This is a genomic window from Novosphingobium sp. BL-S-24 (genome assembly GCF_055521575.1).
Window position 1 is genome coordinate 484,181 of the sequence record NZ_CM145487.1, and the last position, 24,609, is coordinate 508,789.

A 24,609-nucleotide genomic window follows, 5' to 3' on the forward strand; every position below is an offset into this window, starting at 1 on the left:
TCCCACCCACAGGAAAACAGCCAGCGCGGTCACAAGATCACAATGATGATATGCGCTCGTCCCGGCCGACACGCGCGCGACAAATCGGGTGGCGATTCAAACCCTCCTGCCCCCCGACAGATCTTATTGTGCCAGCATAACGGTCAGCTGCAGGAATGCAGCTCAATCCGCAACCTTCACCAGATGTTTGCCGATGCCGTCGCCTGACAGCATCGCCAGGAAAGCATCGGGTATGGCGTCGAACCCATCATGGATCGTTTCAGGTGCATGCAGCGCGCCGGACAGCAACATCGCCTCCAGATCGCGCCGCGCGGCCGGATAAGCGTCCTCATGGCGATAGATGCTGAAGGGCAGGATGCAGATGCCCTTAAGCAAAAGGCTGCGGAAATGCGTCAGACGTACCGGCGCATCGTCACCATAATGCTGGATAAGGCCGCACAGGGCGATGCGGGCAGTCTCGTTCGCTAGCCCCAGCACCGGGTCCAGTATCTTCGCGCCGACATTTTCGAAATGCCGGTCAATGCCGTCGGGGCACGCCGCTGCCAGCCGCGTGGCGAAATCAGGCGCGGCATGATCGACACCCGCCGCCAGCCCGTAAAGGTCGGCGACGCGCGCCGCTTTTTCGCCTCCGGCTATCGCCACCACCCGCGCACCGGCCCGCTGCGCAAGCTGGCAGGCCACTAGGCCCACCATGCCAGCAGCTGAACTGACGACGACCGTCTGGCCCGGCTGCGGCTCAAGCAGGTTCATGCCGACCATCGCGGTAAAGCCGGAATGGCCCGCGATGCCAAGATAAGCGGAAAGCGGCGCGGTCGGTTCCAGCCGCCGCATCTCTGTTGCAGGCACGCAGTCCCGATCCTGCCAGCGCGCAAAGCCGAGCACCAGATCGCCGGGCGCGAAGCCCAGCGCGCGTGACATTTCAACCCTGGCGATGATGCGGCTGCGCACGCGGCCTTCAGGAAAGCCGCCCGAGCGGATGGGCATCATGAGATAGGGATCGACCGACACCATCAGAGCACGGATACTGATCTCTCCCTCTCCCGGTTCGGGCACTTTATAGGGGACAAGCGCGAAATCGCCACGCACCGGCACTCCGGCGGGCGACGTCGTCAGGCAGATGCCGGTGGCCATGCTCACAGCCTTCGCGTCGGTGCTATCGCATCGGGGGCATGGGTTCCCTGCCCCACCAAGCGCCAACCGCTTCCATCGTTATGCACCATATAGGTTCCTCCAATCGTTTCGATCTCGGTGCCATCCGCGCGGGTGCGCACGACCGCCGTGCCGGCAAGCGCGACATGCTCGTCCATCATCCGCACGTTCAATTGGACGAGGCGGCTTCGGCCTAGGCCATTTTTCACCAGCGACCCCTTGGTCGCGGTCATCATCGCCAGGAATTCCTCGCGCGACCCGACCGTCACCGCCCGTTTACCAAACAGCCAGGTGAAGGGCATGCGATAGCATTCAAACGCCGCCTCGAAATCGTCGGCATTGAACAAGTTGATATAGCGCCGGACCAGCGCCTCCACCTGTGCTGCCTGCTCGTCACCCGGCATCAGGCGCCACCCTGCATCTCGGCCATGAGCGCCACGCCCAGCATCGGGTTCATATATTCCCGGATCTCCTGGATCTTGCCGTCGCGCAGGGAGATCAGCAGATGATAGTCATTTGCGTAAGTCGCGCCGCCATGGGTCTCGCCACCCCGCGACACCTGTTCCAGACAGACACGGTCGCCTTCCGCTGTGATGCGGCCACGCTCGATCTTCGGGGGCGTCCTGAACGCTTTGCCAAATACCTGGATCGCGTCGTACATCTGCGCCTTTGTCAGGGTGACGCCGCCGGGCGCATCGGAAGGTATCCACCAGCTCGCATCATTGGTCATTATCGCAAACGCGCCGTCAATGTCGCCGCTCTCGATCTTGTCGAAAAAGGCCACGACCACCGCCTTATTATTTTCTATGCTCATTACGTCTGTCCTACCTTAACCTTCGGGATAGGGATTGCCGGTGAACAGCGCGGTGGCCGCAGGACCGACTGCCGTCGGGATCGGCCCGACGCCGAACGGCCAGTCGAGAAAGCCCATAGCCGCCGACGTGCCACCGTCGACATGCATCGTGACGCCGCTAACCATCGCCGGCAGGTCCGACGCCAGGAACAGTACGGTGTCGGCGATATGTTCGGGGTGTGGCGGGGTGCCGAGCGGGATATAGAGGCGCATCGCCTGTGCGCCCACGTCCTCGCCCGCTTCGGTCGCCATGGCCAGTAGATCGGGGCGCATCGCTTCCATATTGCCGCGGGTCGGGGTGGTGTCGGGTGCGACCTCGTTCACGCGGATGCCGCGCTTGCCGAATTCAACCGCCAGCGCGCGCGTGAGGTTGCTAGTCGCCGCCTTCGCCCCGGCATAGACCGAAAAGGTCGCCGCGCCGCGACGCGCCTCGATCGTGGTGAAGTTGATGATACTGCCGCCCCGCGGCATGTGCAGCACGGCCGCGCGGATCGACTGGATGACATAGCCGTAATTGCGGCGGATATCCTCTGCGTCCTGTGCGTCGGTGCCCATTAGGAAATCGCGCTGAAGCGTGCCGCCGGCCAGATTGACAAGCACGTCGATACGCGGAAATTCCGCTATCGCCGCGACATAAAAGGCGTCCAGCGCCGCCGCGTCGAGCACGTCGGCTTCTACCGCGACGATCTTGCGGCCCAGCGCGCGCGCATCCGCCGCCGTCCGCTTGAGCGCTTCGCTATCCTTGTCGCAGATAGCCAGATCGACGCCGTCCTGGGCGAGTAGCATCGTCACTGCCTGGCCAATGCCGGCCGCTCCGCCAATGACGTAAGCCGTCTTGCCCTTGAGGCCCGCCCATTGTTCAAGCATGTTTCTCTCCCGCTATCGATCTAGTACAGAAGAGCATGCGGCCGGGGCGTGCATCTGCAAAGCGTTGCCTGCTCACGTTTCACTTTACCATATTCATGAATTGTGCGCTGTTGCCGTTGCCCGGCGCGGCCGCCTGCGCGAGAAGGCCCGCATTACGCGCAACAGCGCGCTTGCCCGGAGAGGAAGATCCCATGACCAGCAGAACGTGGCGCATTCACGAGACGAGCGGCCCTGAATCGCTCGTCCTCGAAAATTTGCCTATCCCCGAACCCGGCCCGGGCGAGGTCCGCGTCAAGCCCAGGGCCGTCGGCATGAACCGGTCCGATTTGCTCTGGGTCACCGCTGGCTTCTTCACTCCTTCACTGCCCAGTCGCGTAGGCGCCGAATTTTGCGGCATCATCGATGCGGTCGGCGAAGGCGTGACCGCCTTCAAGCCCGGCGATCGTGTCAGCAACCTGCCGCACCCGCTGACCTATGCGCATTTCGCCGAACATACGATCGTCGTGGCCGAGGCGCTGGTCCACACACCCGCATGCCTGAGCGATGCGGAGGGCGCATCTTTCATTTTCACACACCTTACCCAAATGCTGGGGCTGGTGGAAGCGGCGGGCCTGCGCGCGGGCATGACCGTGCTGGTGTCCGGCGCAACCAGCGCCAATGGCAATAGTGCAGTGCTGCTCGCCAAGCTGATGGGCGCGCGCGTAATTGCCACCAGCCGCAGCAGCGCCAGCCGCGCGAGGTTGCTGGAGTTAGGTGCGGACGCGGTCGTCGCCACCGAAGAGGAAAGCCTCTCGGATCGAGTGGCGGACCTCACCGGCGGCAAGGGCGCGGACATTGTCTATGATTGTGTAGGCGGGGCAATCACGGACGAGATCGTGAAGTCCTGCGCCATGAACGCCTATTGGTTGATGTTTGGTTACCTGGATCCCAGCCCCGTCACAGTGAGCTGGCCGCTGTGGTTCCACAAGCAACCCAAGCTACACATTTTTTCGACCCTGCAGTATTCCGGGTCAGACGCGATGGGCATGAAGGGTGAGCCGGTCGCCTTTCAGCGTGCAATCGATGGCCTGCTTGCTCTGGTGGGCAGCGGTAAACTGACCGTGCCGATCGGGACAGTCTATAAGGGTATTGAACTAGTGCAGGAAGCGATGCGCACGATGAACGCCAATGCCGGCGGCGGCAAGATCGTCGTCACATTCTGACGAACGCTGCGCGCGTGCGCGCTGTTCGCCCAATCGAAGGCCGGCGGGCGGTGTTCCCGCCGGCCTTTCGGTTCTATATGACGCCGCTGTCGCGCAGTGCGGCGCATTCCTCGGCCGTCAGTCCCGCTTCCGCCAGAATTTCATCATTATGCTCGCCGATGCTTGGTGGCGAGATACGATAGTCGGGTGGCGACGCGGACATGCGATAGGGCGACGCGATCATTTTCACCTCGCCAAATTCGGGCGAGGGCATGGAGAAGAACATGCCGCGCGCAATCGCATGTTCGTCATTCTCCATATCCTCGATATCGTTGATCGGCCCCGCCGAAACGGTGGCGTCGTTCAATATCTTTACCCATTCCACGCGGGTCTTGCCCTTAAGCGCCTCGGTCACGGCGGCCTTGAGCGCGGGCCGGTTGCGCACGCGGTCGCCATTGTAGGCAAAGCGCGGGTCGGTGATCCATTCGGGATGGCCCAATATGTTGGCCAGCCGGTTGAACTCGCGGTCGTTGAAGGTGGCAACGATGATGTAGCCGTCTTCTACCTCGTAAACACCATAAGGGGCGGCGCTCGGATGATCGTTTCCAGTGCGGCCGAGCTTGGTGCCCGCGTTCATCCACGCCGAGGCCGAATTAAGCAGCGCAGACGCCTGAGAATCGAACAGCGATATGTCGATATGCTGTCCCTTGCCGGTCTCGCGCCTGTGCTCCAGTGCGGCGAGGATGCCAATAACGGCATTGAGGCCAGCCAGAATATCCGCGACCGGTATGCCGACACGCATAGGCCCTTCCCCGGGTTCGCCGTCAGGATGGCCAGTTACGCTCATCAGACCGGCCATGCCCTGGATCAAAAAGTCATAGCCCGAACGTCCGCTATACGGACCCTCCTGACCGAATCCGGTGATGGAGCAATAGATGACGCCGGGATTGACAGCCCGCACCTGCTCATAGCCCAGACCATAGCGCCCGAGCGTGCCGGTGCGATAATTTTCGATCAATATGTCGGCGTCGGCGGCCACGCGACGGATCAGCGCCTGCCCTTCCTCCTTGGCAAAATCGACCGACAGCGATCGCTTGTTGCGATTAGCCGCCTGGAAATAGGTGGACTCTCCCGTCATGCCCTCACTGGGTTCCCGAATCCAAGGCGGACCTACGCGACGGCAATCGTCACCCTCTCCACGCCGTTCGATCTTTATCACGTCCGCGCCGAGATCGCCCAATATCTGTCCGCTAAACGGCCCGGCGATCACCCGCGTCATGTCGATGACCTTCAGGCCGGCCAGCGGCCCGGTCGAAGCTGGTCGCGTCATTCCTTCACTCCCTGTTCAAACTGGATCGACGTTCCAGTGCCCCGGTTCACGCGCTTGTCTCGGCGGCGGCCAGTAGGCTCGCCTGGACGTCTATGCTGCCATATTGCTTTTCAAGGACCACCAGACGGCGATAATAATGGCTGATCGCATATTCGTCGGTCACACCGTAGCCGCCATGGATCTGGATGCCGTAACGCGAGACGGTCTGCCCCGCCATGCCCGACACAACCTTCGCCACCGACACAGCGTGCGCGCGGACGGCGGGGCTGCCCTCAATATCGCGCAGCGCCGCATAAAGCGACGAACGCGCCTGATAGGAAGCGACGAACATATCCGTCGCCATATGCTGGATCGCCTGGAACTTGCCGATCGGCTGACCAAATTGCTGGCGCTCCTTGGCGTAGTTGGCCGTAGTCCGCAGCGCGACTTCCATTACGCCCACCGCCTGCGCGATCAACGCCACACGCGCCCGGTCCAGCGCTTCGTCCAGAAGCATGTCCGTGCTTTCGCCGGTCGCGATCAGCGCGTCGGCAGGCAGCTCTGCCGCCGTGAAAGTCAAATCGGCTGCGCGGCTGCCATCAATTAACGCGTAGGCGTTAGCGCTGACCCCCACGCTGTCCGAAGGCATCAGGAACAAGGCAGTCGCCCCGTCCAAGGTCGCTGTCACCAGCATATTGTCAGCCGAGGGCGCATCGAACGCCATCATCTTCTGCCCGTCCAGCACGAAGCCGCCACCGTCGCGGCGCGCCGTGACGTCGGAGGTTCCGGGCGCCTGCGGCCCTTCATGCGCCAGCGCGATACGCACGTCACCGCCAGCGATCCGCCCCAACCAGTTCGCGCGTGTATCGCCAGACAGGGCGCGGTCGAGAATATGCGCGGCCAATACGCCGGTGCTGACCAGCGGCTCCGTCACCAGGCCCTTGCCCAGTTCGATCATCAGCAGCGCGACATCCTCCATCGGACTGCCGAGGCCGCCGGCATCCTCCGGCACGGCCAGCGCCATCCAGCCCAGTTCCGCCATCTTCGTCCATAGCGGCGCATCGACTCCGTCCGCCAGCGCACGTCGATCACGCCACTGCTCCAGCCCTGTTTCGGCCGTGACGAGCCGCTGCGCGCTGTCGACGACCATCTGCTGCATTTCGCTGAGTTCAAAATCCATCTTGTTTACTCAAAGTCCCAGCGCGAGTTTGGCGAGCAGATTCTTCTGAATCTGCAATGCGCCGCCATATATGGTCGATGCCCGGGTGATCAGCGCCCGGCTGGTCCGCCCCTGATACAGGTCGGGCCAGATCGGATCGGTGGAGGCGTCCAGCAGCTCGGTCCCATAATCGCGTAGCGCCTGATCGCCCAGCGCGTCGACCTGCAGTCCGGTGATGGTCTGCTGCAACTCCGAACCCTTGACCTTGAGCACCGACGCGGCGGCGGTGATGGGGAAGCCGGAAGGCTCCTCCGACAATACGCGTAGCACCGACCATTCATGCGCCTCAATCTCCGCGGCGGCGACGGCCAGCCGGCGCGACCAGGCAGGATCCTCGATCAACGGTCGGCCATTGCGCAGGATCGCGCGCCCCAGTTCGCGGGTGCGCGCCAGCTCGCGCTTGATCCAGAAGATGAAGGAACTGGTCGTGCGTTCATGGTCGAGGAGGAATTTGGCGTAGGTCCAGCCCATGCCTTCTTCGCCCACGAGATTATCGACGGGCACGCGCACATCGTCGAAGAAGACCTCGCACAGATGCGCTTCATTGTTTATCTGACGAATCTGACGAATGGTGACGCCAGGCGACTTGAGGTCGATCATCAGGCAGGACACGCTGCGCTGCGGCTTGCCCCGCGTGTCGGTCTTGACCAAACAGAACAGCCAGTCTGCCTCAAACGCGCCGCTGGTCCATATCTTGGACCCGTTGACGACATATTCGTCGCTCTCGCGCCGGGCCTGGGTACGTAGCGAGGCGAGGTCCGACCCCGCGCTCGGCTCCGAAAAGCCTTGCGCCCAGATTTCCTGACCATTGCGGATCGGGGGCAGGAAGCGATCGCGCTGCGCTTGCGAGCCGAAGGTGTAGAGCACAGGGCCAACCATGTGGGAGCCCATCCAGTTGAACTCCGGCGCATCGGCCGCGTACATCTCGTCCTCGAAGATGAAGCGCTGCAACGCGGTCCAGCCGGTACCTCCAAACTCGACAGGCCAGGCGGGAACCGACCAGCCTTCCGCGTCGAGAATCGAAAACCAGCGACGCTGATCCTCAAGATGGGAGGAGTTGGACAAGATACGGCGATGCCGATCGCTGATGTCCGTCGGCAGGATCTGCGCGATCCGGCTGCGCATCATCTGGCGAAACTGCTCATCACTTTCGTCGAACCGGAACTTCAAATCACACCTCTGACTGGGCGGGGGCCTAAACAGGTCGGCGCGGAAGTTTCCGGGCCGGGCGCTGGAGCTAACAAAAGGCGGGCTGACGCACCACCTCATGCCGGGGGTTGCGGCGACAAATCATTGGTGTGATTGACCATGATGCCTGGTGACCGAACGCAAACCGGCTTATATAGCGCTAGCACGATTGGCTCGTACAACGGTCGCCGCTGCTCCTGGAGGAGAGACATGACAAAACTTGGCCGACTGCGCGATCTGGAAGATGCGGATTTCAATCCCTTCATCGAAGAGAAGCTTTTCTTCGGTGATCATGAGGATCCCTATCCCCATCTGGCCGAACTCCGCGCGCGCGGCGGCGCGATGGCAGGCGATTATCGCGAGGTGATGGGCCTGGCGCCCGACGTTACGCATCCGGCCGAAGCGGGTCATTATATGATCCTGAGCTATGAGGAAGTCAGCAAGGCACTGCTCGCGCCGCAGATCTTTTCCAATAAGTCGTACAGCTTTAATCTGGGCACCAGTTTCGGTCGGTCGGTGTCAACCATGGATGCGCCGGAACATCCACGTTTCCGCCGCATCTTCCAGAAGATATTCCTGCCCCAATATGTGAAGCACTGGGGTTCGTCGATCGTCGATCCGGTCGTGAACGAACTGATGGCCAGCTTCATCGGTGAGGGTAAGGCCGACCTCATCAGCCAGTTCACGCTGCACTATCCGTTTGGCGTCATCTATCGCCAACTCGACCTGCCGCCCGACGAAGGCAAACTTTTCCACAAGCTTGCTGTGACGCAAACGCTGGTGTCAATGTACGCCAAGCAAGGGAAGGAAGCATCGGCCAATCTGGGGGAATATTTCCCTCGCCTGATCAATGAACGGCGGCGCAATCCGGGCGACGACCTGGTAAGCCTGCTCGCGGCAGCGGAAGCCGACGGCGAATATTTGCCGGAGGATGTGCTGGTCTCCTTCTTCCGCCAACTGATCAACGCGGCCGGCGACACCACCTATCGCGGCACGAGCATCCTGTTGACCAAACTTCTGCAAAATCCTGACCAGCTTGAAACACTTCGGCAGAACCGTTCGCTGCTGCCCAATGCGATCGAGGAAGCGCTGCGCTTCGACGGGCCGGTGATCGAGCAGGCGCGCTGGGCGGCCCAGGATGTGGAAGTGGCGGGCGTGCATATCCCGGCCGGATCGATCGTGCATGTCATGGCGGGCGCAGCCAATCGCGATCCCGCCAAATTCGACGATCCTGACAAGTTCGACATCCATCGGCCGAACGCGAACCGGCATCTAAGCTTTTCCGCCGGACCGCATATCTGCATCGGCCAACATCTGGCGCGGGTCGAAATGACCCGGGCGGTCGCCGCAATTCTCGACAATTTGCACAATTTGCGTTTGGACCCGGACATGCCATCGCCCTCCATTCGGGGAGCGATGATGCGCGTTCCCCATCACCTGCACGTGCGTTTCGATCCGGCTTGACCGGGGCGGGGCGAACCCGTGCTCCGCTTTTTTTGTTACTCCCGCCCGCTGCGCCGGGCATTCATCTGATAGAGCAAGACATAAAGATGGGCGAATTCGACTATATCATCGTTGGCGGCGGATCAGCTGGCTGCGTACTTGCCGAGCGGCTGTCTGCCGACGGGAAGAGCCAGGTTCTTCTGGTCGAGGAGGGCGGGACCGGCGATAGCTGGATAATTGAAATGCCCAAGGGGTTCGGCAAGACGCTGATGAACCCGGCCACCACCCATTATTACCCCACCGTCAATCCGCGCGAAGGCACGGTGCCGCAGGAAATGTGGTTGCGCGGCAAGATGCTGGGTGGATCGAGCGGCGTGAACGGCATGGTCTGGAACCGGGGCATCCCGGCGGACTATAACAGGCTGGCGGAATTAGCCGGCCCGCAATGGTCGTGGGAGGAGATGCTGCCGCATATGCGCCGTATCGAAAATCATCTGATGGGGGAAAGCGACACGCGCGGCTCTGGCGGGCCGATCACTGTGCAGAGCCATCCGCGCCCCTCGCGTCTGACGCACGCCTGGATAGAAGCAGGCGCGCAGCTGGGCCTGCCGGTCAAGGAGGAACATTCGATCGTCGCGCAGGAAGGCATTGGCCCGATGCAGTGGAACATCGATCGGCGCGGCCGGCGGGTAAGTTCCGCGCGCGGTTTCCTGACCATGGCAAAGCGCCGGTCAAATCTGACCGTGTTGACTGGCGTACGCACGGACCGCGTCACCATCCGCAACCATCGGGCCGTGGGCATCGAAGGGATGCAGAACGGCCGACCGGTGACGTTTGCCGCACGGGGTGAAGTGATCCTTTCGGCAGGCGCGATCGGGTCACCGCGCATCCTGCAACTGTCGGGCATCGGGCCGGCCGACGTCCTGAACGCGGCGGGCGTGCCCGTCGTTCTAGAAAGCCCGTCCGTCGGACAACATATGCGTGAACATCTGCTTATCCTTCAGAATTTTCGGTTGAGGCGTCAGGCCGACAGCGACAACAGCGCCTATTCTGGCGTAAAGTTGCTAGCCAATGTGGCGCGACACATGTTGCTGGGCACCGGCCCTCTGTCCTATGGATCGACGGAGGCAGCAGCCTTCGTACGGGTGTTGCCGCAATCGACGCGCCCTGACACCCAAATCATGTTCCAGCCCTACTCCACCGACCCCAAACGCGCGATGGCGTTCGAAAAGGAGCCGGGAGTCAGCCTCTATTCCTTCCGCCTGCGCCCGGAGAGCGAAGGCAGCGTCACCATCACCTCGGCCGATCCTGCCGCGCCGTTGGCGATCGATCCACGTTATCTGACTGAGGAAGGCGATCGACAGGCCGCGATCGGCGCCACCCGCTATATCCGCGCATTAATGGCGCAACCCGCCTTGTCATCCTATGTTGTGGGGGAAGTCGGGCCGACCGCAGACGCCCAGACGGATGAAGAGATACTCGATTATTATCACCGACGCGGGCAATCGGGTTATCACGCCACCGCAACCATTAAGATGGGCCAGGATAACAGCGCGCCGCTCGACGGACAACTGCGCCTAAGGGGGATAGAGGGGCTGCGGGTGTGCGACATGTCGATCTTCCCGGAGATGATCGCGGGCAACACCAACGCGCCGACCATGGCGATGGCGTCGCGCGCTTCCGCGATGATCCTAAACGATCGCGGATAAATAGAAAGAGGCGGTGGGCGACCTGATCGCCCACCGCCTCTTTTGATTTCCCAAACAGCGCGGGACGCGCAGCCGGGATCAGACCGCCATAAGCTGCGGAGGCTCCATCCGCACGCCCGCGATACTATCCGCAATTTCTTCCTGCATCGCGGCGACGAACCGGCCCTCATTCTCGCGCAGCACACTGGTAAGGCCAGTCACGCCCACGACGATACATTCCTCGTTGTCGAACAGTGGAAGGCGCATCGCGATCATCCCGCCGCCGGGCGTCACTGTGTCGTAACTGGCGGCCCAGCCATGAACCCGTGTGCGATTGACCTGCTCCAGCAAGGTGGAAAGGCACACATTTTCGTTCGATTCGGCATTGTACCGAAGCGCGATGCGCTTGATGTCGCTATCAGGCAGTTCGGAAATGAGCGAAAAGCCGGTGCCGGAACAGACCAGCGGACGACGCGACCCCTTTACCACGAACATGCGCAGCGGGTCGGTCGCCTGCACAACGTGGATATATTCCGACCAGATGCGGTTCCGCACCGCCAGCACAACGGCCTGGCCAGTGCGTTTATTGACACCCTCGACCAAGCGCGTCAGCGTGCCGTCGCTGATCATCGGGCCGTTGATCCAGCTCCCCAGCAGGGCAACCCGGGTCGTCGGACCGAACGCCCGCGATTCAGGATTGAAGTAGAGATAGCCCAGGATCACCATGCTGCGCAAAAGGACGGATGTGCTAGACTGCGGAAATTCGAGCAGTTCGGAAACTTCTGACACAAGCGCCTCGCGCTTCAGGACGTCGAAAAGTTCCAATATTCGCAGAACCCGACCGGCTGACTTGACGACGCGATCGGTCTCGTCGTCCTCGCATCCCACGACATTGAGTTCACCCAGCGCGCGCGACAACCTGTTCAGTTGCATCTTGTCTCTCCGTTATGAGCGCGATCCTAACAGTTGTTCGGTCGCGGTCAAGAGAGTCGCGCAGCCAGATTTTTTCGCTGCGCGTTGTACGCATCTAGCTATTTGAAATATAGGCTGAATTACAAGCTCTCAACGAGCTTCCACTTCAATTCCGGGCGTCGGCAAACATAGCGTTCCTTACCGCTCCGCAGTCTTGCACCCGCGAACAGGGTGCCTGAAACGCTCCGATAACCATCGTCATCATGATAACTGCTTTCGCGCCGAGTCGCGGACATGACGTTGCCGTCCGTTGCAGGCATGGCCCAAGGCATAATTTTCCCTTCCTTCCCTCACCTTCAGTCCAAGGATATGTCGCCCCTCATGCAAGATTTCGCGAAGATCGAACGTCGCGGCAAGGTCGCCATCCTGACCTTCAACCGCCCCGATACGCTCAATGCACTGGCGTCGCAGGAGGATTGTTTCTCGATCGTCGATGCGCTGACCGAACTGGAGCGTGATAACCGCGTCAGCGCAGTGGTGATTACCGGCAGCGGCCGGGCCTTCAGCGCTGGCGGGAACCTCAAAGCCATGAAGGAGCGCAGCGGCATCGGCCGGCTCGCCACGCCAGATGACACGCGCGCCAACTATCGCCGTGGCGTGCATAAGGTCGCCAAGGCGATCTATGACTGCGAACTGCCGCTGATCGCCGCCGTCAACGGTCATGCGATCGGCCTGGGGCTGGATTTGGCGGCATTGTGCGACATGCGTATCGCGGCCGACAGCGCGAAGTTCGCGGCGAGCTTCATCAAGGTCGGCATCGTGCCTGGCGACGGTGGCGCCTGGGCGCTATCGCGCGCAGTGGGCTATGCAAAGGCGGCGGAACTGTTCTTCACCGGTGATACGTTCGGGGCTGAAGAAGCGATTGTCATGGGCCTCATCTCCCGCGCTGTGCCCGCCGATACACTTATCGACGAAGCTGTGGCGCTAGGCCAGAAGATCGCGGCCAATCCGTCGCGCGCGCTGCGTATGACCAAGAGGTTGTTGCGGGAGGCGCAGAACCAGCGCCTGTCGGATGTGCTGGAGCTGTCAGCCGCTTTCCAAGCGATCGCACACGAGACGCAGGACCATGCCGAGGCGGTCGATGCTTTCCTGGAGAAGCGCGCGCCCATCTTCACCGGAGAATGATTGACGGGAAGACGTCGGCATGAAGCGGACGGGGCGCACGGTCGGGTAGAACGGTGAACTTGCCGAACTGGTCGCACTGGACGCCTTGGGCGGGGATCGTTTCGAAAACCTGGCGTCGGTGTCGATGCCGGCCGATCGCATCTTCGGCGGCCAAATCGTCGCACATGCGTTAGCCGCGGCGATCGCGACCGCGCCTGGACGTACGCTCCATTCGGCCCATGTCCATTTCATCGCTGCGGGCAGCGGCGCACACAGGATCACACTAACGGTCGAGCGGGTGCGCGACGGTGGGCGGCGCGGAACCGCGCCCGCCCGAACGCCGCATATGGTTCCGCCTGCCTGGAGCCGCGATGATCGAAGATCCCTCCGTTCATACCGCCGTGCTGGCCTATCTGAGCGTCGTGTGGATGGCGGAGACGGCGATAGTGCGCTGACCCACAGTTATCCGGTGATGATCGCGTTGGACCAGGCGCTGTGGTTCCATAGCGGCCCGCGTGGACGATTGGCTGCTCTACACAATCGACAGCCCCGCCATGGCCGGGGGGACCGGGCAGACGCGCGGCCTTCTCTACGACCGGACGGGACAACTGGTCGCCAGTACCGCGCAGGAGGTGACGGCGAGCGCGGCCGGGGCACGCTGATAACGCAGGTCTGCTTCGCTATCTCTTCTGTTGTCTGCATATTTTCATTGCGAGCGGGCAAAGCAATGGCGGATAAAAACGAAATCGACCGTCGCTAGATCGGTCTGTGGGGCACGAGGCTCTCCGTTTCCCCATAGCCCGCCTCGGCGGGAATTGTCAGCATCACACCGTCCTGCCGCCGCTCGATGCGCGGCAGCACGGTGAAGACTGGGCGCGCCCGCGCGTCCGCCAACGCGCCAGCGCTTTCGTCGCTGCGTGAGAGCAGCAGCAGGTTCATACGGGTTAGCAGGATCAGTTCGCGACCCTCCGTCCCGGTGCGCGCCAGCATGTCGTGTGGCCGCACCCATTCCAGCGCGACAGCATCACGCCCGTCACACCGAGCCACCTGCGCGCGGGGCGCAACCGCCAGGAAGAAGCGAGTATCAAATCGTTTGGGCGCGGACTCTGGCGTGATCCAATGGCCGAACAGCACGAGATCCTCCAACCACAGCTTACCGCCCGTCCGCCGCACGATATCCAGAAAATCGCTCCTGTCCTCATCGACACAGGCAACCGGAGCACCGCTATCGTCGCGGGCCAGCAGGATACCGCACTCTTCGAACGTCTCGCGAAAGACGGTGATGCGCAGAGTTCGGTCCTCGACGGAAAATAGTTCGGTCCCGACCAGATAGGGCAACCATTCGTCCGATCCGTCGCTCGGATCGAGCGTGTCGCCCGGAAACACTAATGCGGACGCGAAGACCTGTTTCGCATGACGCCGGATCATCAGCACTTCCAGCGGCTCGTCACGCAGCAGTAGGATGGTCGCCGATAGTCTGGGTGTCACGGGTTTCGGATCTTCACTCACGTCGCATCATCACTTTCCATGAGTGAGGGCTGTCCGGCCTGCAAACCGGACAGCCGGATTGATCACATTTTTGCGCCTAGCGTGATACCCACGGTGAGCGGGTCGGACAGCGGTATATAGGTCCCGAAGGAACTGTTGCCGTTATAGTGCAGCTTATACTGATAGTCGGTCAGGTTGTTCCCCCAGATCCGCGCGTAATAATGACCGCCGGGGTTGGTCCAGGTGACCGATGCGTTAAGCTGCGCGTAGGAGCCTTGAGTGAAGGCTGTTCATGCTGACGTTCGACCGGAACGCCAGCGCCGATGCCCCAAACAGACGGATTGCTCGGCACGAAACGGGACGAATACTTGAGGTTGCTGGACAATTGCAACCCACCATCGCCGTTGGGCACTTTGAAATTGAAGCCGATATTGCCCGAGTAGTTCGGTGCACGGGTCATCTGCAGCCCGGATAGATCCTGGAACTGATCGACGTTGGAATAAGTCTTGAGGGGATCGGCATTGCTGTTGAGGCCGATGGTGGCGTTGGACAGGCCGAGGCCCGAATAGATGAAGCCATCACCATAGCGTGCGTGTAGCCAAGTCCCGCTAGCGGTGACGGTAAAGTTCTTGATAGGCTTGTAGAAGATATTGGCTTCCGCACCGTAGATCTTCGCCTTTGGGGCATTGCCAAGGTCGATGAACACGACGCCATCGACCGTTTTCGTCGCGCTGATCTGGATATTGCGATAATCATAATAGAAACCGGCAATGTCGAACCGCATATTGCCCGACGCCGTCTTAACGCCGGCTTCGTAGGCTTTGACGCTTTCTTGCTTGGCCGGCACGAAACAGTTGGGCGTGGTATTCACGCAGGCGGGCAAAATCGTATTATAGGTGCCGCTGCGGAAACCCTGCGAATAAGACACATAGACGTTGGTACGCGGCGAGATTTCGTAGCGCAGCGTGACGCGGGGCGTGAATTTCTTGAACGTGGTTTCCGCATTGACGGGATTACGCACCGCAGCGGCGTTCGCCGAAAGGGCCTGCCCGAAAGCACTCATCATTTCTGTGCTATAACGACTGCCTGCGGTTAGAAACCAGGCGTCGGAAAATTCCCAGGTCGCATCGACGTAGGCGGCCCAGGCTTTTTTATGATGGCGGAAAACAGAGCTGGACGAGACATTGTAGTCATTGGCCAGCGTCAGCGGAGTCGCGCCGGGATTGTTGAGATCCTTGCCGGCATAATTGAACTGTGCCGCTTTCGTCAGAATGTCGAAATAGGACGCCCCCAAGGCGAGATTCAAACGATTAATAGCATCAATGTTATAGTCGAGCGACTGCTGGAACGTATAGGTCTTTACCGGATCGAGCACGATATAGGACGCCGGAATATAGCTGCCGTCGAAATCGAAGCGATTATGCACCGTGTGTCCGTATAGCCGGTGATCGATTGCAACGCGCCCAATCCCGTGTCGAGCCGGAGCTTGAGGCCAAATTCATCCTGTTCGGACGCTGCAACATTGCGCGGATTATAGGCACACGCCCTCTTCGGTCGCGCGGGTCGCGCCACCAGGGCGCGATGCATAGAAGCGGGAGACATTCTCGATCGGAGAAAAAATGTTCGTGCGGGTATCGTCGATGTGAAGGTTTGAATAGAGCAAAGTGGCCGACAGGGTGGGCGTCATGTCAAATTTCAGCTTCGCCCGGACAGAATCTTGCTTGACCGGCGGCCCTTTGCTGGTCGCGCCGGGTGTCGTCCGGCTCGCTAGCTTGTAATAGCCGTCGCTGCGCCGGATATAGCCCACAACGCTGAAGCTGATGCCTTCCGCCAATGGCCCCGAAACATAGCCGCTGGCTCGCTTGTCGTCGAACCGGGCATAAGTCAGTTCCGCGTTGCCGCGGAAACTGTCGTCGGGATCAAAAGTGTTTATGAGCAGCGCGCCGCCGGTCGCATTACGGCCATAGAGCGTGCCCTGCGGCCCCTTGAGCACTTGCACGCTTTCCATATTGGGCAGGTCGATGTTCAGCACCTGCGACGAGGTCTGGTAGAGTCCGTCGACATAAACCGCGACGTTATTTTCGAAATAGCTGGCGACGGTCGCGCTGATGCCACGAATGGCCGGCTGCGGAAAGACCCCGCTTGCCGCCAGTTGAAAGCCTGGAACCACTGAAGACAAGTCGCGAACGCTGTTCACACCGGTCGCGGCGAGCGTTTCGTTTGTGACGGCGGATACCGACATCGGCACGCTTTCCAGCCGTTCGGACCGGCGCTGCGCGGTAACGATGATTTCGTTGCTCTCGACCGCCTGAGCACGGACGATGTCCGGGGAAGCAATGCAGATAGCACCCAGCAGCGCCAGTCGACCGCGACGCAGCACAATGAAGCGCGACGATGAAACCATGATTTTGGAAGCCATTGTCTTCCCCCCTCCCCTTACGTCTTTATCTCGCACGCATACGCGCGAAAAACCCGGACCTGAAAACAAGAACGGCGCGTGATCCGCCAAATCACAGGGATGATAAGCCCGATGTAGCTGGGCAAATGGGCCATTTTACGCGCATAGCGTGTCAAACAATGGAGCCGGCCGGTGCATGGCCGCTCTTCAGGAGAAGGCCCGATGGCATCGACAGCGCTGAGCCCCGCCGAAGCCGACAAAGCGCCCGCCGGACCGGGGGCAGGAGGCTGGTGGCTCGTCTTCGTACTGATGCTGCTCTACACGCTATCCTATCTCGACCGGCAGATCATCTCGCTGATGGTGGACCCCATCCGGCGCAGTCTGGACATCACAGAATTCGAGATCAGCCTGGTCCAGGGCGCGGCGTTCGCGATATTCTTCGCCTTGTTCGGCCTGCCGATGGGATGGGCGGCCGACCGCCTCCCGCGCCGCTGGGTCATATTCGCCGGCGTGTTCTGTTGGTCGATCGCGGCGTCCGCTGGTGGCATTGCCCATAAATTCTGGCAGTTGGCGCTCGCGCGCTTCGCGCTGGGCGCGGGCGAGGCAGGGCTGATGCCGGCAGGCTATTCCCTGATCGCAGACCGATTTCCGCCGCATCGCTTCGGGCTTGCCATGTCGATCTTCTCGGCGGGGGCGCTGCTGGGCGGTGGCGCAGCGACGCTAGGCGGTGCACTCCTCATTGCCCATGTGCCACGCACGGGCGTCACCCTGCACTTGCTCGGCCATTTCGAGGCGTGGCAATTCGTGTTTCTGCTTTGCGGCCTTCCATGCCTGCTGTTGTCACCTATCATCTTCACTGTCGGCGATCCCGGACACAAGCTCCGATCCGCAATGCCCACTCCCATGACGGAGGTCTGGCGTCATCTGCGCGCCAACCGGCGTTTTTATATCGGCCATTTCATCGGTTTCGGCCTCTATTCCGCATGTGGTTTCTCCGTCACCAGCTGGCTGCCGACCTTCCTGATGCGACATCACAAGCTCGACATAGTATCGACCGGCGCGGGTCTGGCCGCAGCGACGATCGTGGGCGGGCTGATCGGCGTGCTTGTCTATGGCGCGTTGGCCGATCGGCTTTTCGCGAGCGGACGGCGCGATGCTCATCTCAAATTGTCGATGCTGGTAATCGGCGTACAGACGGTGATCATGGCGGCGGCGATGACCACCGACAATCTGACATTATGCTTTGTCTTGCTGGCGCTGTATTTCCCGGGTCTAGGTTATGCCGGTGCGGCCGTGGCGGCGCTGCAGTTGGTAACGCCGGCCCCCTGCCGCGGGCGCACGTCGGCGCTCTATCTCTTCGTCTACACGTTGTTGGGTGTTGGTTGCGGGCCATCGGTGACTGCATTTATCACCGAATATATCCTGCGTGACGACAGTCGTATCGGCACGTCGATCATCATAGCGCACTGCATTTTGGCGCCGCTCGCCATCGCAGCGCTGGGCGTTGCGGCACGAGCGATGCGGCGCATTCTCAACGTTCAGGCGGCACCCGCTATCGCCTGAACTATATTGGGGCGCAGGGAATCCTTCAGCGGATCGGATGGCGAGTCCGCTTGTTCTCGATCTCCGGCCCGATCCTGTCCCAATAGGCGCGCCATTGCGGGTATTTGTGAGGGGGCGACGGATCCGGATTGTCGGGCTACCCCGGCCAGTTAGTGGAATTAGGACCGGTCGGACGAACCAGCGTGTCGGTGCTGTGCCAGCTCCGCTCGGCGCGGCGGGCGAAATACCATTGCCCTTCGCGCCGCTCATAGCTGTCGTAATAGAAGATCGCCATGACGATCCAATTGTCGCCATCCTCATGTTCCGCCTTACAATAGACGGTTCCGCTAGCATGGTCGGCATCGACAAAGTCGATCCGGTGGCCGCAAATGAAATGCTGAGAGCGGTAGAAGGTGGTGATCAGCGTTTCGATATAGCCCGCCAGCGCCTGCCGCCCCGTCCCGTGCCGGCCGCAGTTCACGACCTCCAAGAACAAGGCGACCCAGGCGTCGATGTCGCGCCCTCGACCGCCAGCACATAGCGCACCGGAAGCTGTTGGATGGCAAGCGTTGACTCGATCCGATCGATCCGCGCGAGCAGGGCTCCGCCCCCGCCGCTTCGCCCTCTTCTTATAAATCGACCAGCAGGGGTCGCAGCTTTGTGCAGATCGTGTCGACATTACGCGCGACCATGTCCTCAGGCATGCCCGCAAACGAGGCCCAGAAGAAGACCGTCTCGACCGGCGCGCCGGCGGTGAAGGCACGGACCTGTTCGGCCACCTGCTCGGGCGTGCCAAAGATGAAATAGTCGAGCGAACTGAGCGCCGAGCGGCTGCGCAGCTTGTCCATATCGACCGGCCGGGGCGTCGGATGTTCCGTGCCCTCGACCATATGGAAGCGATAGCTGTCGAGCTGGGCTGCGACATATTTCTTGACGATCGGCCAGTCCTTCTCGGGGTCTTCCGTCACCCAGGCCTGAAGCCCGCCCGCCATGCGCGCACTTGCCGGATCATGCCCACCGTCGATCAAACCCTGGCGATAGGGTTCGTACATTGAGCCCATGGCGGTCAGCAGATGATCGCCCTGCAAGCCAGCCTTGTAGGCGTTTTTCGGCCCCTGAAATCCCAGCCAGATAGGGATCGGACGCTGCACCGGCATGGGCTTTAGCCGTCCTTCCTCCCAGATCTGGCGAAGCTCGCGCGCGCGCAGCAGCGTGGTGCCATAACGCTTGGTGATGTCGGCGCCATACAGCTCGAACTCCGGCACACGATAGCCCGCGCCCAGGCCCAGATCGACTCGGCCGCCACTGATGATGTCGACCACCGCAGCCTCCTCTGCGATCAGCGGAGCCGAGCGGAATGGCGCGAGCAGGATCGCAGTGCCCAGCCGCACGCGTTTCGTGCGCGCAGCAACGGCGGCAAGAAAGGTCAGCGGCTGCGTGATATAGCCGTCCTCGAACAAATGATGTTCGGTGGTCCACACCGAATGCGCACCCAGCTGCTCGGCCTCCTCGCACATTTCGATGGCGAAGTTGTAGAGGCGGGACGTGTTCTGTTCCCAGGATGGTGGATTGCGCAGATCAAAGTATAGTCCGACGTCCATGACCAACCCTGCTCCTCATATTTCTTTTTATGGGCAGCGATCGGGATCGACTGCTTGCCCGTGAACGTACCCCCAGGGGGAGAGACGGCCAAGCTTCCACGCCTACATCTCATATTTGTGATTGTTGGCCAGCTCGGCAACGCGCGCAAGCCGTCGCTGCTATCCTGGTGCCCGACACGATAATCGCAGGAGAGCCATCATACCCCATCACTTTTCCTCCGCCTCTGGCCACCCGATTCCCGCCATGGGCATGGGGGCAATGCAGATTCTCGATGCCGATATCCCTGCGGCGATCCGCACCGCAATGGACCTGGGCTATTGCGGGGTTCGACACTGCGCCTATCTATGGCAATGAACCGGGGGTAGGGCGCGGCTTGCGCGCATCTGGCGTACCGCGCGAGGAGCTGTATCTTACCAGGAAATTATGGAATTCCGAGCAGGGCTATAACCCGGCGATCAGGGGATGCCGGGTCAGTCTGGACCCGCTGGCGCCGGACCGGATCGACCTTTATCTCATTCACTGGCCGGTGCCTTCGCTCGATCTCTATGTCGCAAGCTGGGGCGCACTCATCCAGTTGCGCGAAGAGGGGCTGGTGGGCGCGATCGGCGTGTCGAACTTCCAGCCCGATCATCTGCGCAGCATCGTCGATGAGACCGGCGTGATCCCGGTGGTCAACCAGGTGGAACTGCACCCCGCCTTTCAGCTGCGAGCGCTGCGCGTCGTGCATGCGGAGATGGGGATCGTCACCCAGGCGTTGAGCCCCCTTAGGACGCGGCGCGACACTGGCCAGTCCGAATGTCGTGGCGCTGGCGAAGGCGCGTGATCTTACCCCGGCGCAGCTCGTGCTCGCCTGGCTGGTGCGGCAGGAGATTGCCGTTATCCCCTAGGTGTCGTCAGCCGGGCATCTGGCGGAAAATCTCGCTGCGCGGAACGTGACTATAGACGCGGCGGCAGTGGCGGCACTCGATGTCAAGAACGACGCGGCCGGCAGTTTTCGGCCCGGCCCCGGATAGTTTTGCTGTGACGCAGCTCAAGCGGCCCTGAGGACTGGGGACGAGGCAGGGCATGATGGTCAACCGCTGAAGCTAAAATCCATCGGCAACACACGGCGGTTGCCGTGACGCATGGCGTCGATGAAGCCGTCGATGGGCGCCTCGGACGCCACCGACGGTGCCCATCCGGCGGGCTCTGCGTCCCAAAATGCCTGCCAGGACGGGAAATGCCCATGCCACGTGCCGCGCCTGTCGCCCGTTCCGGGCCAGTGGATGATGCCCGCCTCGGGTCGTTCCAGCACGTCGGCGCCATATAGCTCGCTGGGATTGCGCCGCCGGAAATACCAGCGGCCCGCGTCACGCCGGTAGATGTCCAGATAATAGAGATAGACTGGCACCCATTTGTCGCCAATCTCATGCTCGCACCGGCAATACACGATACCATGGGCATTGTCCGGGTCGTCAAACTCGATGACATGGCCGCCGATATGGTGAACGCTGGATCGGAAATTGCGCAGCACCCGGTCAAACGACGCCTTGAGCGCCGACCGGCCGCTCTCATCTCGCGACACTTTCGCATCGGCGATGTAAAGGTTCACGATGGCGTCGGTGTCGCGCATATCGACCGCGAGCGCATATTTGGACGCCAGCTGCCGGATGGCATCGATCGATTCCATGCGGTCCAACCGCGCCGCGAGCTCGTCCGACATCGTTTCTCCCATCCTGATCGTTCCCGTTTTCAGGGTGACGGCCCGACAATCCCGCGTCAATACGTGACGGGCAAGCAGGTCAACGCCATAATTCAGGGACGTGATTTGTAACCTCCGGGTACGCAAGGCATTGCGCCACGACGAGCCTGGGCCATCTTGCGCGCGAGAGAGGACGCCTTTCGTCCGCCATAAGCCCAACTTTCAAGGAAGCAGTCCATGACGACCCAAACCATACAACAGGCCACGTTGGTCGATACGACGATCGCACAGCTGATCGACGAGGGGCGCGAAGTTGGAGTTCAGGTCGCGGCCTATCTGGACGGGAAACTCGTCGTAGACAGTTTCGCCGGCATCGCTGACCCGGACACGGGCCGGATGGTCGACGGCGAAACGCTGTTCAATATGTATTCGGTCACTAAGCCGCTGGCCGCCACATCCCTCCACATTCAGGTGGACCGGGGTTTGGTCGACTATGATGCGAAGGTCTCGGATTACTGGCCGGAATATGCCGCCAATGAAAAGGGCGCGACCACGATTCGCGACGTGCTGACGCACCGCGCCGGCATTCCGCAGATGCCCGAAGGCGTTACGCCGCAAAAGATGTGCGACTGGGATTGGATGACCGACCAAATCGCCAACCTCACCCCGCTCGCGCCTCCGGGCGAAAAGGCGCTCTACCTGTCGATGACCTTCGGCTGGATCGTCGGCGAGATCGTGCGCCGCACCGACCCTGCGAAACGCACCATCGGCAAGTTCATTCGCGAGGAGATCGCGCTGCCGCTCAACGCGCCCGACATCTGGGTCGGACTGCCCGACGACCAGTTCGGTCGCGTCGCCAAACAGATCGAAGCGCGGCCGCAGATTCCGGCGGAACATCTGCCCCCGCTCTACACCGCGTCGATGCCCCCGCAGGTCGATCTGATACCCGCCGTATTCGAATTGCCCGAAGTGCGCCGCGCCGAGATTGCAGGCGTTGGCGGCGTGTTCACCGCGCGCAGCTGCGCCCGCTTCTGGGCGATGCTGGCGCAGGGCGGCGAGCTGGACGGGGTCCGTATCCTGTCCGAAGACATCGTGCGCAGCTTCAACACGCCGCGCCCCAATAGCGACGAACCCGATCCGGTGATGTTCGGCATGCCGATCCCGCTGGGCATTGCAGGCTTCTGGCTTGGCACAGACCAGCCCCCTTGCGCAGCCGCCAAGCACCGGCGCGCCATCTGTCACCCGGGCGCGGGTAATTCGATTGGCTTTGCCGATCCGGAAACGAAGCTGGCGGTCGCCATCACCCACAACCGGCTGCAGTCGCCGCCGACGCGGGAAGATGACACCGCACTCGTCATCGCCGACGCGATACGTGCCCAGCTTGGCGTAGACTGAAGAGAAGGGAGCGCGGTACGGTTGTGCGTCCGGCCCTCCCACTCTACATTAGTCAGCAAATACATTATAATGCTTCGTGATTTACGCCGTACGAGCGCAACCGATATCGAGGAAAAGCTGAACATGGCCACCCAGATTAAGCCGGCACGTGCCATCCCGCGTGTTTCCGTCCAAAACTACATTTCTTCAGACTTCGCGAAGGCGGAGAATCAACATCTATGGGGCAAAGTTTGGCAGGTTGCCTGCCGCGAGGAGGAAATCCCCAACGTCGGTGACTACATCACTTACAATGTGGCGCGCGAATCGATCGTCGTGACGCGCAGCAAGGCTGGCATTGTCGCCTATCACAATGTCTGCCCTCATCGTGGCCGCCGCCTGGCCGACGGATGCGGCCGGGCCAGCCAGTTTCGCTGCAAATATCATGGCTGGACGTTCAACCTGGAAGGCAAGAACGTCGCTGTTCAGGATGAACACGACTGGGAAGGCGGCCTCGTTGACGAGCGCATCGACCTGTGGCCCGTACGCGTCGACACCTGGGGCGGCTTCGTGTGGATCAGTATGGAGGAAGAAGGCGAAACACTCGCGGAGTATTTGGAAACTATCCCCGAGCATCTCGATCCGTTCGAACTCGAAGGTATGCGCTATCGCTGGCGCGTTCAGATGCACCTGGGGGTCAACTGGAAAGTTGCGCTGGAGGCCTTCATGGAAGGCTATCACGTCGCCGCCACACATCCCCAGTTGCTGCCGGTGCAGGGCAACGACTACACGCAAAGTGCGGCACAGGGCAAACACGCGCACTTCGGCTATTGGAAAGATCCGCTACCCGGCGGCGTCCCCTCTCCTCGCTTGAAGATGGAGGCTCCTGCCGATCCGCGCCCCGGGGTTATTGAGTTCTTCCGCCAGATGGAAGAAGACCTAAACGCCATTATGACGGACCGCGATTATGAAGCGTCCAAAAAGATTATGGACATCCTTCCCGCCGACACAGATGCGATGACCGCGTTCGGCACCGCCATTGAACTGGGGCGTCAGGCCGCAATCGACGATGGCACGGACTATCCTGAACGCCTGACCTTTGAGGCAATGTCGAAGGCCGGAACGGACTGGCATATCTTCCCTAATTGCGTGACGCTCCCCTACTTCGACGGCGCGCTCTGGTATCGTGCGCGGCCCGATTTCGTCGAACCCGACAATCCCGACAAATCCGTTTTCGAGATCTGGTCGCTTAAGCGCTACGGACCAGGCAAGGAGCCTAAGACCGAGCCCCGGATCATCACCGATCCGACGAAGCAGAGCGTCTGCCTGATCTTGGACCAGGACATCGCCAACATGACCGAGGTGCAGGCGGGCATGAAATCGAGCAAGTTCAAATATGCCAGGCCAAATCCGGTGCAGGAGATGGAGGTGGTGAATTTCCACCAGGTGCTCGAGCGCTATGTGCTGGGGCAGAGGCGCGTCTGATCCCGCTTAACCCCCGAAGGAAAAAGGCCGCCATGGATATGGCGGCCTTTTTGTATATGCACGGATCGG

25 protein-coding genes and 2 pseudogenes are annotated in these 24,609 nt (G+C 61.3%); 12 read left to right on the forward strand and 15 right to left on the reverse strand.

The window, feature by feature from the left end; translation table 11 throughout:
• Positions 1-162 precede the first annotated feature (162 nt).
• Genes ACZ1JM_RS02065 through ACZ1JM_RS02080 form a run of 4 tightly spaced genes read right to left on the reverse strand, consistent with a single transcriptional unit; the run spans position 163 to position 2,869 of the window.
• Positions 163-1,131, reverse strand: a complete 969-nt coding sequence (locus tag ACZ1JM_RS02065; RefSeq protein ID WP_465132436.1) for a zinc-binding dehydrogenase — start codon at positions 1,129-1,131, stop codon at positions 163-165.
• A gap of 2 nt (positions 1,132-1,133) precedes the next feature.
• The gene (locus ACZ1JM_RS02070) at positions 1,134-1,553 is read right to left on the reverse strand and encodes a DUF6841 family protein (RefSeq protein WP_465132437.1); all 420 of its coding nucleotides are present in this window, start codon (positions 1,551-1,553) and stop codon (positions 1,134-1,136) included.
• Complete coding sequence (locus ACZ1JM_RS02075) at positions 1,553-1,963, reverse strand: nuclear transport factor 2 family protein (RefSeq protein WP_465132438.1); 411 nt, start codon at positions 1,961-1,963, stop codon at positions 1,553-1,555. The genes ACZ1JM_RS02070 and ACZ1JM_RS02075 overlap by 1 nt, the downstream gene beginning before the upstream one ends.
• 15 nt (positions 1,964-1,978) lie before the next feature.
• Positions 1,979-2,869: an SDR family NAD(P)-dependent oxidoreductase gene (locus ACZ1JM_RS02080; protein ID WP_465132439.1), complete on the reverse strand. Its 891-nt coding sequence runs from the start codon at positions 2,867-2,869 to the stop codon at positions 1,979-1,981.
• 191 nt (positions 2,870-3,060) lie between these two features.
• Between ACZ1JM_RS02080 and ACZ1JM_RS02085 the strand changes: the two are divergent.
• Together ACZ1JM_RS02085 and ACZ1JM_RS02090 are read left to right on the forward strand one after the other, a co-directional pair.
• Positions 3,061-3,309: pseudogene (locus tag ACZ1JM_RS02085) on the forward strand (alcohol dehydrogenase catalytic domain-containing protein); the annotation flags it as partial.
• A 63-nt stretch (positions 3,310-3,372) separates the two neighbouring features.
• Positions 3,373-4,071 (forward strand): quinone oxidoreductase family protein, encoded by a 699-nt coding sequence (locus ACZ1JM_RS02090; protein WP_465132559.1) that lies wholly within the window; start codon positions 3,373-3,375, stop codon positions 4,069-4,071.
• Between the two features lie 73 nt (positions 4,072-4,144).
• Here the strand turns inward: ACZ1JM_RS02090 and ACZ1JM_RS02095 are convergent, their stop codons facing one another.
• From ACZ1JM_RS02095 to ACZ1JM_RS02105, 3 genes are read right to left on the reverse strand one after another with little or no spacing between them, the layout of a single operon-like run.
• Positions 4,145-5,380, reverse strand: coding sequence for a CaiB/BaiF CoA transferase family protein (locus tag ACZ1JM_RS02095; RefSeq protein WP_465132440.1), 1,236 nt, complete (start codon positions 5,378-5,380; stop codon positions 4,145-4,147).
• Positions 5,381-5,426: 46 nt separating this feature from the next.
• On the reverse strand, positions 5,427-6,539 hold the full coding sequence (locus ACZ1JM_RS02100; protein ID WP_465132441.1) for an acyl-CoA dehydrogenase family protein: 1,113 nt from the start codon (positions 6,537-6,539) through the stop codon (positions 5,427-5,429).
• Between the two features lie 9 nt (positions 6,540-6,548).
• The gene (locus ACZ1JM_RS02105; RefSeq protein ID WP_465132442.1) at positions 6,549-7,748 is read right to left on the reverse strand and encodes an acyl-CoA dehydrogenase family protein; all 1,200 of its coding nucleotides are present in this window, start codon (positions 7,746-7,748) and stop codon (positions 6,549-6,551) included.
• A 228-nt stretch (positions 7,749-7,976) separates the two neighbouring features.
• On the opposite strand from ACZ1JM_RS02105, the gene ACZ1JM_RS02110 reads away from it, so the two are divergent.
• Entirely contained in the window at positions 7,977-9,230 is a 1,254-nt protein-coding gene (locus ACZ1JM_RS02110; RefSeq protein WP_465132443.1) for a cytochrome P450, read from the forward strand.
• An 86-nt stretch (positions 9,231-9,316) separates the two neighbouring features.
• A complete protein-coding gene (locus tag ACZ1JM_RS02115) occupies positions 9,317-10,918 on the forward strand; it encodes a GMC family oxidoreductase (protein ID WP_465132444.1) in 1,602 nt (533 codons plus the stop codon).
• A 78-nt stretch (positions 10,919-10,996) separates the two neighbouring features.
• On the opposite strand, the gene ACZ1JM_RS02120 is transcribed toward ACZ1JM_RS02115, so the two are convergent.
• Positions 10,997-11,830, reverse strand: coding sequence for an IclR family transcriptional regulator (locus ACZ1JM_RS02120; RefSeq protein WP_465132445.1), 834 nt, complete (start codon positions 11,828-11,830; stop codon positions 10,997-10,999).
• Positions 11,831-12,190: 360 nt separating this feature from the next.
• On the opposite strand from ACZ1JM_RS02120, the gene ACZ1JM_RS02125 reads away from it, so the two are divergent.
• Complete coding sequence (locus ACZ1JM_RS02125) at positions 12,191-12,994, forward strand: crotonase/enoyl-CoA hydratase family protein (RefSeq protein ID WP_465132446.1); 804 nt, start codon at positions 12,191-12,193, stop codon at positions 12,992-12,994.
• On the opposite strand, the gene ACZ1JM_RS02130 is transcribed toward ACZ1JM_RS02125, so the two are convergent.
• Positions 12,981-13,160 (reverse strand): hypothetical protein, encoded by a 180-nt coding sequence (locus tag ACZ1JM_RS02130; protein WP_465132447.1) that lies wholly within the window; start codon positions 13,158-13,160, stop codon positions 12,981-12,983. The genes ACZ1JM_RS02125 and ACZ1JM_RS02130 overlap by 14 nt on opposite strands.
• Between ACZ1JM_RS02130 and ACZ1JM_RS02135 the strand changes: the two are divergent.
• From ACZ1JM_RS02135 to ACZ1JM_RS02145, 3 genes and pseudogenes are all read left to right on the forward strand, one after another.
• Positions 13,119-13,229: pseudogene (locus ACZ1JM_RS02135) on the forward strand (acyl-CoA thioesterase domain-containing protein); the annotation flags it as partial. The gene ACZ1JM_RS02130 and the pseudogene ACZ1JM_RS02135 sit on opposite strands and share 42 nt — an antisense overlap.
• 52 nt (positions 13,230-13,281) lie before the next feature.
• Positions 13,282-13,428, forward strand: coding sequence for a hypothetical protein (locus tag ACZ1JM_RS02140; protein ID WP_465132448.1), 147 nt, complete (start codon positions 13,282-13,284; stop codon positions 13,426-13,428).
• Between the two features lie 60 nt (positions 13,429-13,488).
• Positions 13,489-13,635 carry a hypothetical protein gene (locus ACZ1JM_RS02145; protein WP_465132449.1) on the forward strand — a complete coding sequence of 49 codons (147 nt, stop codon included), beginning with the start codon at positions 13,489-13,491 and terminating at the stop codon, positions 13,633-13,635.
• A 94-nt stretch (positions 13,636-13,729) separates the two neighbouring features.
• Here ACZ1JM_RS02145 and ACZ1JM_RS02150 read toward each other — a convergent pair whose 3' ends face one another.
• The 3 genes from ACZ1JM_RS02150 to ACZ1JM_RS02160 form a co-directional block, all read right to left on the reverse strand.
• Positions 13,730-14,482 (reverse strand): NUDIX hydrolase, encoded by a 753-nt coding sequence (locus tag ACZ1JM_RS02150; protein ID WP_465132450.1) that lies wholly within the window; start codon positions 14,480-14,482, stop codon positions 13,730-13,732.
• A 169-nt stretch (positions 14,483-14,651) separates the two neighbouring features.
• On the reverse strand, positions 14,652-15,887 hold the full coding sequence (locus tag ACZ1JM_RS02155; protein ID WP_465132451.1) for a TonB-dependent receptor: 1,236 nt from the start codon (positions 15,885-15,887) through the stop codon (positions 14,652-14,654).
• Positions 15,888-15,992: 105 nt separating this feature from the next.
• The gene (locus ACZ1JM_RS02160; protein ID WP_465132452.1) at positions 15,993-16,970 is read right to left on the reverse strand and encodes a TonB-dependent receptor; all 978 of its coding nucleotides are present in this window, start codon (positions 16,968-16,970) and stop codon (positions 15,993-15,995) included.
• Positions 16,971-17,081: 111 nt separating this feature from the next.
• Here ACZ1JM_RS02160 and ACZ1JM_RS02165 point away from each other — a divergent pair, with 111 nt between their 5' ends.
• Complete coding sequence (locus tag ACZ1JM_RS02165) at positions 17,082-18,422, forward strand: MFS transporter (RefSeq protein WP_465132453.1); 1,341 nt, start codon at positions 17,082-17,084, stop codon at positions 18,420-18,422.
• Between the two features lie 136 nt (positions 18,423-18,558).
• Here ACZ1JM_RS02165 and ACZ1JM_RS02170 read toward each other — a convergent pair whose 3' ends face one another.
• Positions 18,559-18,897 (reverse strand): nuclear transport factor 2 family protein, encoded by a 339-nt coding sequence (locus ACZ1JM_RS02170; protein WP_465132454.1) that lies wholly within the window; start codon positions 18,895-18,897, stop codon positions 18,559-18,561.
• A gap of 133 nt (positions 18,898-19,030) precedes the next feature.
• The gene (locus ACZ1JM_RS02175; protein WP_465132455.1) at positions 19,031-20,002 is read right to left on the reverse strand and encodes an LLM class flavin-dependent oxidoreductase; all 972 of its coding nucleotides are present in this window, start codon (positions 20,000-20,002) and stop codon (positions 19,031-19,033) included.
• Between the two features lie 272 nt (positions 20,003-20,274).
• On the opposite strand from ACZ1JM_RS02175, the gene ACZ1JM_RS02180 reads away from it, so the two are divergent.
• Complete coding sequence (locus ACZ1JM_RS02180) at positions 20,275-20,826, forward strand: aldo/keto reductase (RefSeq protein ID WP_465132456.1); 552 nt, start codon at positions 20,275-20,277, stop codon at positions 20,824-20,826.
• A gap of 249 nt (positions 20,827-21,075) precedes the next feature.
• Here ACZ1JM_RS02180 and ACZ1JM_RS02185 read toward each other — a convergent pair whose 3' ends face one another.
• Positions 21,076-21,705, reverse strand: coding sequence for a nuclear transport factor 2 family protein (locus ACZ1JM_RS02185; RefSeq protein ID WP_465132457.1), 630 nt, complete (start codon positions 21,703-21,705; stop codon positions 21,076-21,078).
• A gap of 216 nt (positions 21,706-21,921) precedes the next feature.
• On the opposite strand from ACZ1JM_RS02185, the gene ACZ1JM_RS02190 reads away from it, so the two are divergent.
• Positions 21,922-23,079, forward strand: a complete 1,158-nt coding sequence (locus tag ACZ1JM_RS02190; protein ID WP_465132458.1) for a serine hydrolase domain-containing protein — start codon at positions 21,922-21,924, stop codon at positions 23,077-23,079.
• A gap of 123 nt (positions 23,080-23,202) precedes the next feature.
• Positions 23,203-24,540: an aromatic ring-hydroxylating oxygenase subunit alpha gene (locus tag ACZ1JM_RS02195; protein ID WP_465132459.1), complete on the forward strand. Its 1,338-nt coding sequence runs from the start codon at positions 23,203-23,205 to the stop codon at positions 24,538-24,540.
• Positions 24,541-24,609 lie beyond the last annotated feature (69 nt).

What these genes read in the sequence shown, in the direction of transcription:
- ACZ1JM_RS02065 (WP_465132436.1), bottom strand. Translation starts at nt 1,131, where the DNA reads ATGGCCACCGGCATCTGCCTGACGACGTCGCCCGCCGGAGTGCCGGTG.
- ACZ1JM_RS02070 (WP_465132437.1), bottom strand. Translation starts at nt 1,553, where the DNA reads ATGCCGGGTGACGAGCAGGCAGCACAGGTGGAGGCGCTGGTCCGGCGC.
- ACZ1JM_RS02075 (WP_465132438.1), bottom strand. Translation starts at nt 1,963, where the DNA reads ATGAGCATAGAAAATAATAAGGCGGTGGTCGTGGCCTTTTTCGACAAG.
- ACZ1JM_RS02080 (WP_465132439.1), bottom strand. Translation starts at nt 2,869, where the DNA reads ATGCTTGAACAATGGGCGGGCCTCAAGGGCAAGACGGCTTACGTCATT.
- ACZ1JM_RS02095 (WP_465132440.1), bottom strand. Translation starts at nt 5,380, where the DNA reads ATGACGCGACCAGCTTCGACCGGGCCGCTGGCCGGCCTGAAGGTCATC.
- ACZ1JM_RS02100 (WP_465132441.1), bottom strand. Translation starts at nt 6,539, where the DNA reads ATGGATTTTGAACTCAGCGAAATGCAGCAGATGGTCGTCGACAGCGCG.
- ACZ1JM_RS02110 (WP_465132443.1), top strand. Translation starts at nt 7,977, where the DNA reads ATGACAAAACTTGGCCGACTGCGCGATCTGGAAGATGCGGATTTCAAT.
- ACZ1JM_RS02115 (WP_465132444.1), top strand. Translation starts at nt 9,317, where the DNA reads ATGGGCGAATTCGACTATATCATCGTTGGCGGCGGATCAGCTGGCTGC.
- ACZ1JM_RS02120 (WP_465132445.1), bottom strand. Translation starts at nt 11,830, where the DNA reads ATGCAACTGAACAGGTTGTCGCGCGCGCTGGGTGAACTCAATGTCGTG.
- ACZ1JM_RS02125 (WP_465132446.1), top strand. Translation starts at nt 12,191, where the DNA reads ATGCAAGATTTCGCGAAGATCGAACGTCGCGGCAAGGTCGCCATCCTG.
- ACZ1JM_RS02130 (WP_465132447.1), bottom strand. Translation starts at nt 13,160, where the DNA reads ATGTGCGACGATTTGGCCGCCGAAGATGCGATCGGCCGGCATCGACAC.
- ACZ1JM_RS02165 (WP_465132453.1), top strand. Translation starts at nt 17,082, where the DNA reads ATGGCATCGACAGCGCTGAGCCCCGCCGAAGCCGACAAAGCGCCCGCC.
- ACZ1JM_RS02175 (WP_465132455.1), bottom strand. Translation starts at nt 20,002, where the DNA reads ATGGACGTCGGACTATACTTTGATCTGCGCAATCCACCATCCTGGGAA.
- ACZ1JM_RS02180 (WP_465132456.1), top strand. Translation starts at nt 20,275, where the DNA reads ATGCCGATATCCCTGCGGCGATCCGCACCGCAATGGACCTGGGCTATT.
- ACZ1JM_RS02185 (WP_465132457.1), bottom strand. Translation starts at nt 21,705, where the DNA reads ATGTCGGACGAGCTCGCGGCGCGGTTGGACCGCATGGAATCGATCGAT.
- ACZ1JM_RS02190 (WP_465132458.1), top strand. Translation starts at nt 21,922, where the DNA reads ATGACGACCCAAACCATACAACAGGCCACGTTGGTCGATACGACGATC.
- ACZ1JM_RS02195 (WP_465132459.1), top strand. Translation starts at nt 23,203, where the DNA reads ATGGCCACCCAGATTAAGCCGGCACGTGCCATCCCGCGTGTTTCCGTC.